Annotated in this window: 6 protein-coding genes and 1 CRISPR repeat array (1 of these 7 running past the window's edge); all 6 genes read right to left on the reverse strand. The window is 44.4% G+C overall.

Features of this window, described 5'->3' with window-relative positions; genetic code table 11:
• Positions 1–1,780: a CRISPR direct-repeat array (repeat unit 28 nt; unit sequence TTTCTAAGCTGCCTGTTCGGCAGTGAAG); it begins 1,310 nt to the left of the window's first position.
• 136 nt (positions 1,781–1,916) lie between these two features.
• Positions 1,917–2,471, reverse strand: a complete 555-nt coding sequence (gene cas6f / locus ASV53_RS05230; RefSeq protein ID WP_094955980.1) for a type I-F CRISPR-associated endoribonuclease Cas6/Csy4 — start codon at positions 2,469–2,471, stop codon at positions 1,917–1,919.
• A 2-nt stretch (positions 2,472–2,473) separates the two neighbouring features.
• A complete protein-coding gene (gene csy3 / locus ASV53_RS05235) occupies positions 2,474–3,457 on the reverse strand; it encodes a type I-F CRISPR-associated protein Csy3 (protein WP_094955979.1) in 984 nt (327 codons plus the stop codon).
• Positions 3,458–3,468: 11 nt separating this feature from the next.
• On the reverse strand, positions 3,469–4,404 hold the full coding sequence (gene csy2 / locus ASV53_RS05240; protein WP_094955978.1) for a type I-F CRISPR-associated protein Csy2: 936 nt from the start codon (positions 4,402–4,404) through the stop codon (positions 3,469–3,471).
• Positions 4,404–5,708 carry a type I-F CRISPR-associated protein Csy1 gene (csy1, locus tag ASV53_RS05245; protein ID WP_094955976.1) on the reverse strand — a complete coding sequence of 435 codons (1,305 nt, stop codon included), beginning with the start codon at positions 5,706–5,708 and terminating at the stop codon, positions 4,404–4,406. Before csy1 ends, csy2 begins: the two co-directional genes overlap by 1 nt.
• A 216-nt stretch (positions 5,709–5,924) precedes the next feature.
• Positions 5,925–9,260: a type I-F CRISPR-associated helicase Cas3f gene (cas3f, locus tag ASV53_RS05250; RefSeq protein WP_094955975.1), complete on the reverse strand. Its 3,336-nt coding sequence runs from the start codon at positions 9,258–9,260 to the stop codon at positions 5,925–5,927.
• Positions 9,261–9,262: 2 nt separating this feature from the next.
• Positions 9,263–10,246, reverse strand: a complete 984-nt coding sequence (gene cas1f / locus ASV53_RS05255; protein WP_094955974.1) for a type I-F CRISPR-associated endonuclease Cas1f — start codon at positions 10,244–10,246, stop codon at positions 9,263–9,265.
• Positions 10,247–10,525 lie beyond the last annotated feature (279 nt).

A 10,525-nucleotide genomic window follows, 5' to 3' on the forward strand; every position in this document is an offset into this window, starting at 1 on the left:
CCGCGTTTAATTTCTAAGCTGCCTGTTCGGCAGTGAAGTCGGGCAGCTAGACAACGACACAAACAGTTACTTTCTAAGCTGCCTGTTCGGCAGTGAAGGGTGAGTACATCAAAATAACTCAATCTCGCCATTTCTAAGCTGCCTGTTCGGCAGTGAAGAAGTTGTGGAATTTCGTTAACAGTGTTCAGGGTTTCTAAGCTGCCTGTTCGGCAGTGAAGATATTGACTGGTCATCAATTGATTTAGTTACCTTTCTAAGCTGCCTGTTCGGCAGTGAAGAGATAAGTCAGAAGTAACAAGCGTGCCTGGAATTTCTAAGCTGCCTGTTCGGCAGTGAAGGCCATTGACCACGCCTGACAAGGAAAGCCACCTTTCTAAGCTGCCTGTTCGGCAGTGAAGTTCTTAGGTCCAATCTTTTGGCCAATTCCAACTTTCTAAGCTGCCTGTTCGGCAGTGAAGATGGGGTTGATGTCTAACCCTGCTGCGGTGATTTTCTAAGCTGCCTGTTCGGCAGTGAAGCTTGGAGTGGTGAGTATTCAGGGTTCATACTATTTCTAAGCTGCCTGTTCGGCAGTGAAGATTACTGTTTGACCGTGGACAAAGTTGTCCGTTTTCTAAGCTGCCTGTTCGGCAGTGAAGTGCTTGTCACTCTCAGTGACCTTGCTATCACTTTTCTAAGCTGCCTGTTCGGCAGTGAAGCTTATGGCCACAACAAAAGATAAAGTGATTCTGTTTCTAAGCTGCCTGTTCGGCAGTGAAGTTACACCGATTCAGATACCGCTTTTAATAAAGTTTTCTAAGCTGCCTGTTCGGCAGTGAAGAAAAACATATGGTCGATTTGCGAAGTATCAGCTTTCTAAGCTGCCTGTTCGGCAGTGAAGCTCATAACCTTGCTTTGTTGCGTAAGCGATTATTTCTAAGCTGCCTGTTCGGCAGTGAAGAATGCGGTTAATCCACGGCATGTAACGAATACTTTCTAAGCTGCCTGTTCGGCAGTGAAGCCTTTAATTAAGCCGGTGACGTTGCCTTCGATTTTCTAAGCTGCCTGTTCGGCAGTGAAGTACGCGAGATTGGTGAGGCGCCAGTACATATTTTTCTAAGCTGCCTGTTCGGCAGTGAAGGGTCTTCCACGGGGTCGCCGCGCATTTCTGCGTTTCTAAGCTGCCTGTTCGGCAGTGAAGTTTTCCAGTACTCACCAAGCTCCTGGTATGCTTTTCTAAGCTGCCTGTTCGGCAGTGAAGTGAACTGATACCATTCCAGGCTGGCATTCTTATTTCTAAGCTGCCTGTTCGGCAGTGAAGATTTACTGAATGACCCGCCCGAGTTTACACCTTTTCTAAGCTGCCTGTTCGGCAGTGAAGGGTTCTTTTTTCAAGTGATCGCAGCACTTGTCTTTCTAAGCTGCCTGTTCGGCAGTGAAGAGATAAGCCCAGGACAAATTCACGTGCTTTACTTTCTAAGCTGCCTGTTCGGCAGTGAAGTGTTTGGGTTCTCATGGATTAGCGTTCTTGTCTTTCTAAGCTGCCTGTTCGGCAGTGAAGATCATCATGATTCACTACCCTCTGGTGGGTTTTTTCTAAGCTGCCTGTTCGGCAGTGAAGAAATAAAGCGACTGGAATTAGCAAGGCTCCAATTTCTAAGCTGCCTGTTCGGCAGTGAAGCGACAGTCGGAAATCTTCCAGCCCGTTGTGTGTTTCTAAGCTGCCTGTTCGGCAGTGAAGGTTACTGGCATGGAATGTCTGCCGGACTTGGTTTTCTAAGCTGCCTGTTCGGCAGTGAAGCGTTAATTTTATCGCTGAAGGCTTGATTGTTAAAGAGCTTGAGGGAAATAAACAAGAAAAACCCTATTTTTTAACTACCCTACTCACTAGTTAAAAATCAATGAGTTACAAGTAGCAAAAAAATAGGGTAAAAAAGCTAGAACCAAGGAATAGTTGCTTGTGAACTAAAACCATAGCTAGAGTATTCACCGTTTACGGCTTGCTGGGTAATATCACCATGCTTCACATAAATACGCAGTACGTTTTTATTAGAAAGGCTTTGCAACTGCAAATACGGTAAATCCAATTGTGGTTGTTTGGTATCAGGAATTTTGTGCCGTGCTTCTTCCTCTCTTAACCAACCTTTTGCAATGGATCGCTTACGCAAGTTTTGCGGGCTTTTCTTTTGCAGCCGCGAAACAGTACGATAACCAATTAGATCGGATGGAACGGGCAGCACATCGCCAACTTGAGTGTAATCTCTCAGCCCTTTTAGCCAAGGTTGATCCATAAGTAACTCAATAGTTGGCTTAGATCCATGTAAACGCAGCACATCACCTAGCACTCGGCCATGCTTTGGAAAGCTTACTGCAACCTGCCCTTTGCAAGTTTGAGCCATTACGCGATGGAACTTGGCGAATAGATTATTTAATAAAGCAGGCGCCGTAATTTCGAGATCCGGCTCTACTTGAATATCAAGGTAGTAATCCATTATTACTCTCCGAATACGCCACCGCGAACCAACATCGCCATTAGGTAGTGTTGATCATTAAGCTCTGGGGTTTTATCTTTCAGCATCCAGCTATCAAGAATGTTATAGAAATCTGTTTTGTCTTTTGGTTTACGGTAGGCAACACCACGGTTGGTTACGCTACCATATGGTTCAATGGCAATTGGACCAAACTCGTCACTTTGTGGGTACCAAGTATCAATCGTGCGCAAAGCATTACCAATTTTTTGCGAGTGCATGGCTGCTTGGCCGCCAAGCTGATAAAGGAACTTACTCTTCTTGTCGCCAGAGTTCATTACCAATTCTTGTGATGGAAAAACAGTTTGCGCTTCACCAAGTTGAACATAGGCTTCAACTGTCAATAGTGTTGCTTTTTCGCCTAAAAGCCCTAATTCAATAACAGATGATATTTGCTCTAATTTATCGTTATTGTGATCAAAAGATTTCAAACAAAGATCTTGTGCATCGAATGTCCACTGCTGTTCACCGTGGCTGATACGCACTTCTACTTGCTCTGCACCTACGCGGTTACGCCACAAGAAACGACCATTAGCTAAGTTGGTAGCGTAACGCTTCGCCAGTTCTTTAAAGCCATTTGCTTGAACATAACTAGAGATCTTATCCGCTAAAGCAGACTGATACTCAGGGTTATTACAAGTTGATGGCACAGCTAAGTCGCCTAATACACGCAATGTGAAGGTGACTTTCAGTGTGTCGGAATCAAATGGTAACGCGGCGTTATCGACAGTTTGTAAGTTAGCTTTTTCTACTTCAGCATCGATTTTACTGGCTTTCGCGCCTTTCAAGCGGTTTGAAATGGTACCACGTACTGATTTTTCTGTTACTTGAATTGCAGTCCAGCCACTTTTTTCAGCGCGATCTTGCCAGTTACCTGAAAGCATGACGGCATCTGAACACGCAAGTTTAGATTCAAAAGCCAATACGGAAGGGGTGGTTAATTTTGTCATTGTTATTTTCCTTAAAAATCGAAATCTAATTCTTCATCAGCCATTGTGTCGCCCTCTGCAATCTCTTGAGTCCGACATACATAAAACGGGGCGTGGTAATTGTATTGCCACATTATTTCTTGTAGAGATTCGAGCTTACTCGGCGCTCCAACCCACTCACCAATGCTGTGCACTGGCTCAACAAAGCTCACTGGTGTTTGGTTGTCGCGTACATTAGCGACTTCTCCTGCTGAGTAGGTTGGCGCTATTTGCTTGTAGCCAATTTGAATTGGCACTAGGTAACCTTTGGGCTTTGCTACTTTTTCCCATTTCACTTTACCGCTTTCGTCCGAGTCACTTAATGGCTCGTCTGTCGCTGAAAATTTAAGGGCTGAAAAGTCCAACCAGTTCCCTAACGAACTACCGCTTTGTTCATTCTTTTCAGCCAGTAAATCTGAACGTTCACGTAGCACAAAACCCGGTAATAAACGGCGCAAAATCGCTTTATGGCAATCACTCTTAGCCAGTTTGCAACTGTCGATAGAAGTAATACGCCCGCCTGCTAACTTATGCCTTTCGGCTAACGCTTTGATCGCGGCACATTGTTCATCCCGTATTTGCTCACTAACAATATTGATACCGCTTGCTTTAATCACTAAAGAGACCGTTAAGTGCATGCGCCCTTCTTCATTAATCGGCGCTGTCTTTCCCTCTTTTGTTAACGGGTTTCGAGTCAAGGCAAAGGAGTAAGGCTCGTATTGATTTTCTCGATAAGCATGAACTTGATGCTGGTGACACATGATGCCAACATCGTCTAAACGAATGCCGTGGCTTTGCTGTAACTTACGCGATAACGCATGTACGTAACCAAGAAAGTGCGTAACAGCAGGAAAGCCATAAGTAAACCCAGCAATCGCATTAGCATTACTGATGCATATGTTTTTTAAGATAAGATATTGTGCTGCCATTAGCTTATCTCCCACAGTGCTTGCTTAAAGGCTTCTTGCCATTGATTTGATTCCACAAGGCCGAGTGAGAGCTCATCTTTGGCAAAGTGATTTACATTAGCGACTAACCAACCACCGAATGCTTTAGCAATATCTTGCAGCCATTGGTCATCATGCTGATCCCACTTAGGGTTGTTGGGATCTAGCCAACGACATTGCGCAGCAGGTAGTTCATTGGTCTCGTCACTCCACCCTAGAGATAATTGCTGCCATTGGCTTACTTTGGCAAACACTTCATCAATCACTTCATCAACTAACCGCTTAACTTTGTTTCGGATAGCTAAGTTACTTTCTCGCTCTTGCTGATTCACTTGAATCAAAAAGCTCACTAGGCGCTTGATAGCAAATCGCGTGGCATAGCGAAGCTCTGGGTGAGTAAAGATGTTGTCACTGGTTAGTGGCGCTTTAAGCTGCGATTGCCACTCAGGAGGACGAGTAGAAAATAGATAATTACGCCCACCTCGACCTGAATTAAGCTGTGATACGTTTTGTGGTTTAGAGCCACCAGCAATCGTCACGGCTAAGTTCGGGTATGCCACAACAGGTTCTGAATGCGGTACTTGTTTTTTACGTGCTTCTCGGGCTGCCACCATCTCTTGGCTAAAGCGGCTGTGATTAATCTCTTGATAGATCGCCTGAGAAAGCGAAGAAGAATACAGCGGCGCTAACAAGTGGTACTCGTTATCCGCGATGGGAAAATAAACTTGTTTAGCGAGTGTGTGGCTGCTTGGTGTGGCATCTAGCAACGCTTGCTTTAAGCCAACTCGCCACTCTTCTAGCTGAGTATCATTTTTAGCTATGACTTTCAAAGACGACACATCATCTAATTTCAAGTAATCAAGCAAAGACTCACCGTTGTCATCCGATAGCTGCAATAACCTTGCGACATCAAGCGCTGCTGCATTACCTACTGCGTCAATGGCGGGCATTTGTAGTACGGCAGTATCTAGATAACGATTGTCTTGCCCTAAGTCAGCAGCTAGAACATTTGTGCCTTTGGCGGAACTATGAGTGAACTTAACGGCATGGGTTGCCATGCTGATCTGCGAAGCCCTTTTCGCTGCGCTATCCAACCAGTTTGAGGCATCAAAATCTGAACGTAGCTTGTCTCGCTTATCAGCAAATGTGACGTCAACGCTCTCTATGTCTTGCGCCGTTGTCGCCTGACTACGTTCCTTTTCATGGTCTTTATCGAGTGCTTCTCGCTTGGTTTGATAGCGATCCTCAATAAAGTGATGAATTGCTTTGGTTAATGATTCTGCCATTATCCCTCCATAAGATATGGTGTGACAAGATACCGTAAATTTAACATCAAATACAAAACCTTACAGTGGTATTTGTTTCATATTGAGCATTAATTCACATCTCACTACCATTGGCTTAAAATCTTCGTTTTACGTTCCGCGTAGCTTAGAAATATACTGCAGTATTTTTCATACCGTTTACTACCGAACAGGTAGCTTGCTGAGCTAGCATAATCACTAGCTCATATCTTTCCCTTCAAAAATTCCGAGTACAGGGTGATACAACCATTGCTTGCCTAACTCGTTCTCGCATGGTGCTCGTAAGCTAACCGAAGCAAACTGAATACAGGTTTCTTGCAACTCTGTATCGTGCCATTCGGATAGCTGTTCAATAACCTCAGGCAACTCTGCGGCCCCCCAAATTGAATTACTATCAGCCACCAACAACTCGCCAAAAGGCGCAAAACCAGACGAGTCAATAAGTTCATTCGACACCCTATCCCACTGTTTGAATACAGGCTCTTCATCAAGCTCATTCAACATACATACGTAATCAATAGACGGGTTACTTTGTCTAAATGGTGTCTGCTTTTGGAACTCCGCAAATAAATGCGCTTTGCTGTTGCTGTACCAAGGCTTCACCGTATCTCTGAGCTTTAAATTCATAGCGAGATGTTCGAGTTCAATAAAACCACCTACTTGTTTATTTACAAATAGCTGACTTCTATCAGGTTCAACAAATCTTGGTGAAGAGCTAATTTTATGTAGGTTGCTTGCTTCCATCTGCAAGCATAAATCATGAGACGAAAGCTGAAGACATGGCGTCTTGGGGCCATTTTTACTTAACCTAAAAGTTTGCTTACTTTCGAATCCAGGTTTTGAATAGGCTGCTTTATCTTCGCCTTTAAGCGCCTTAACGTTCTGATTTAAAACTAAAATATTGGTGCTCCGCGGCTCAATGCGCCTGTGCCTTTGCACACGCCCTGCTAACTGGATTATCGAGCGCATAGAGCTTGGTTCTACCACGGCCCAGTCATAGTCATGATCTCGCCCGACTTCCGCCACGGGCGTTGCGAGTACCACAAAAATATGGTGTTGCTCGGGGTATTGGTTCAATGCTGCTTCAACCACTGGCGTTTTGATGATCCCTTGCAGATCGTCTCGGTCACGTTGCAACAGCCCATCTAATTGTTGCTCTATGGCCGAGCGCACCGCTAAAGGATGCTGGCTATGATAGATACAGTAATGGATGCGCGTATTTTCAGGCGGCGGGGTTGCTAACAAGTGCTTTGCTACAGCCACTAAAGGCTCAATATTGGCCATGCGAACAATACCTGCCGATACTGTTTTCCCTTTAGAGCCTTGCAGTTCAGAAACCGTTTTATGATCAACGGCAAGCTGAGTTATTCCTTGATATACGGTTTTAGCAAAAGTTTCGATAACTTGGTGCGGTGGAAGTTTAACCTCTGCTATTTTCAGCCAGTCACCTTTGTGTAGATGCTCGGAATGTTTGGTCAGTTTCTCTGCTCTAAGCTTTGTAAACTCATCGTGACTGGCTCTAAATTCAGCGATACCACCTGCACTACTGGATTTCACACCAAATTCATCAAACCATGCACATGAAACAGGCATGGCAACTTGCTGTCCAATCACTTGATTGTATTGCGCACGCCCACTTTGGTAACAAGCAAATAAGTGTGTGACTAAGGCTGGCGGTAGCGTGGCTGAAGACAGCAGAACACGAGAACCAAGCAAGCCTGAAAAATACACCAAACGCGCAAGTGCTGGATCGTCTTCTAACGAAAAGTCATCTGGTTCATCGAGTACTAAATCACTGGTTAATAGGCGTAACATAGGCGCAATTTGTTGGCCTCCTGTCACGCCTTCTGATACGGGAATAATATGATCTATGGTGCTAACAGATATTGGAGCACTTACTAGTTTATGAACTGCACCTTTATTTTCTAACCAACGATGTAAATACTGGTTATCAATTTCACCGTCATAACGCACATATTCATGCTCGGCAAAGATCTGTTCTGACTCACTTCCACCTTCGCTAGCTCTCTCTAATTTTTCTAGTTCTTCTTGCTGCTTTTGCTTATAAAACAGCTCTTTCACCGCTTGAGAACCAATGTGTACTGCGAGGTCGTCAGTATCTAAGTTCAGCCTTTGCTGTAGCGCATCACCCGTTTGTAAAGTAAGGGTACGTAGGCCTAATGCCACACTAAAACGACAACCTATTGTAGGATTAGAAAGGCCATACATAATACGCGCATTTGCAAAGGTTTTACCTTGGCCTGTGGATGCCATATTTACGCCGAAAAAGCCTTGTTGCTCAGTTTGTTCAGCAATGCTGTAGGCACAGTCGTAGGCTTTATCTTGCCAGCGGAATTTACTGATTTTGCTGCGACGTTTGAAACCTTTGTGATTGGTGATAGCAGGCATTACCCCGCGAAGCTTAGGCATTGTACGCGCTAATATGTAGGCATTATGAGCCACGCCCACGCAGTGCTCATCAAGCTGTTGTTTTGGCTTTCCTGTTTCTCTGTAGGTATTGGCATTGGCGTTATAGCCTTCATCTTGCCAATAGGTATTTGGTTCCCCTGAAGAATATGCATGATCAGCCAACATCAATGCCATGCGAGCAATGTGTAATGGAAAGGCTTTATCAAGGGAGGCGTACTCCGCCAAGTTAGCTTGATTCAATGCACGCTTCGATAGCTCCTTGGCTTTACTGCGCCATTTATAACTTCGCATTGGTGTACCGTGAGGAAACACGGTAACAGCGACTCTTTCTGCAGGAGTAAACTTATCTATGCAATGGTTTAGCGCATTCCAATTGGCGCCAAAGCCCGTAAGCCAGCTATCCACATCATTTAAGTCTTGTTTTGGTCCATCACCAAGGCATTTTGGTAATCGGTGATGAGATAAAATCAACCAGACAATACATTGGGCAAGCGGGGACTGAGACAAATCAGTAAAGCTAACACTTTGCGTTGGGTCACAACCTTCAATTAGTGGTTTGTCATCATTTTCAGAAACGGAACCAAGATGCTCTAACCACTCTTGATCGGTTCTGCCTGCCACAAAACCAATAAACAGTTGGCAAGATAGCCACTCGTGGCGGTAAGGTTCGAACCCTTTGCTTTTTGATTTAGGTTTTAGTTTTTGTTGAAACAGTTTGTTACCTTTCCCAAAATCATGAAACAGAGCAGCAATTCCAGCCATGAGAGCGGAAGTTTGAATGCTATTCATGTTATTTTCGTCTTGGCTTCGAAGAATATCCCGCTGAGTCGTATTAGTTGGAACACTGCCATCTAAATTAAACTTGCGACGATTACCAACAACCCACATTAATTCAGTATGGTTTTTACCACGCACCCAATGGCAAGCGACAGCGGTATTGCGCCTTGCTGTTTTCTTTAGTAATTGTCTTAATGTTTTTAGCCCTTCATAGGTGATTGGCGTCTGCCATGTTCGCCTACCTTTACGCTCTGCAAATTGGTCTAAGACGCGGCGTGTTTCTGGTAAGGCTTGTTTGCTGCACTCAGAAACCAATAAAATATTCACCCTTACTGCTCCACTTTGTTATTTTGCGCCAATGCTGAAGCCGTGCTTTGCAGTGTATCGATCATCACATCTAATGCATGGGCTGAGCGGAACTGATTTAAGCATCGCTGACGAAACTCTTGTTCGTCGTCTCCTTCCATGGCAGCGATAAAGGCTTGAGGTAATATTAACGCATCTTTAATTATATCTGCGACGTCAAACACCAACCCACCTCGGCGCGTTTTACCATGTAATACCGCTAATCCATGAGGCAGGCCAATCACCCAACATGCTGTTGCAGCCAAACCGTAAGCGAGATAATTACCATGGTCTAAAAATCGGTTAGCTATATCACTGCTGTTACCCCTTTCAGAGCGGGTAAAATCGCCATATTGGCTGGCATGGCAAGCGAGCTTATAAAGCGTTTTAGTGGTGGTTGCTTCTAAAGAGAGAAGATCTTGCGTAGTGGCACAGGTTTGCATTTTATCTTCAAAGCGATTCAATGCACTTTCTAGCTGTTCACCATTAAGAGTGAAGTCTTTTTTGATGTTGGTAGACAGCCAGTGCTTACGAATTTGCTTTATGCGTTCTAATTGAAATAGCTTTGCAGCTTCAAGGCGATGATGGTCGTCAAACCAAAAACTTACCCATTGTTGGAGATACTCTGTTGGTCTATATTCAGACTGAGGAAGTAACCAAGACACGTCTACTTGTACTTCGTTGCCCGAGTACAACGGTGTTCCACCACCACCACAAAAACCAACCAGAACCCCAGCTTTGGCTAACTCCCGCATTGCCGCTTGCGTAATCGATGTGCCTGTACCTAGCATTAGTGCGGTCGTATTTGCGATAGGAATATTCCAATACAGGCTTTCTTTACCTTGGTCGGTAACATATTCAACTCGCCCTGCATTTACCAATACACGACAATGCTGCAAGTAGTAAAGATTGGCACGCTTGGAGTGTAGGATCGTTTTCAGATCGCTAGGACTGATTACTTTGGCCATAGATTCACCTAATGATTGATGTTAAACCTTAGTTTCACTCATACCGTCCCGACTTATCGTGATGCAAGGCATAAATTTCTACCCTATTTTTCACGGCTCTCATAACCATCTGAATCCAAATGATTATTTTTAGTGGCATTAAAAAGGGGAATACTCAGGTCGATATCAACCAAGATTTATGGCTAGTACCTGGTATAGGTATGGCTCTGTTCAGCAACTTAGTTGAGAGCCCAGCATCCAGCGATTCTCTCTGTGAATGTAGCCTTTGATAGTGAATCA

It is taken from the genome of Photobacterium sanguinicancri (assembly GCF_002265265.1).
GTDB lineage: Bacteria > Pseudomonadota > Gammaproteobacteria > Enterobacterales > Vibrionaceae > Photobacterium > Photobacterium sanguinicancri.

Bases quoted from the DNA above. Each gene is read 5' to 3' on its own strand.
- cas6f (WP_094955980.1), bottom strand. From the start codon at position 2,471: ATGGATTACTACCTTGATATTCAAGTAGAGCCGGATCTCGAAATTACG.
- csy3 (WP_094955979.1), bottom strand. From the start codon at position 3,457: ATGACAAAATTAACCACCCCTTCCGTATTGGCTTTTGAATCTAAACTT.
- csy2 (WP_094955978.1), bottom strand. From the start codon at position 4,404: ATGGCAGCACAATATCTTATCTTAAAAAACATATGCATCAGTAATGCT.
- csy1 (WP_094955976.1), bottom strand. From the start codon at position 5,708: ATGGCAGAATCATTAACCAAAGCAATTCATCACTTTATTGAGGATCGC.
- cas1f (WP_094955974.1), bottom strand. From the start codon at position 10,246: ATGGCCAAAGTAATCAGTCCTAGCGATCTGAAAACGATCCTACACTCC.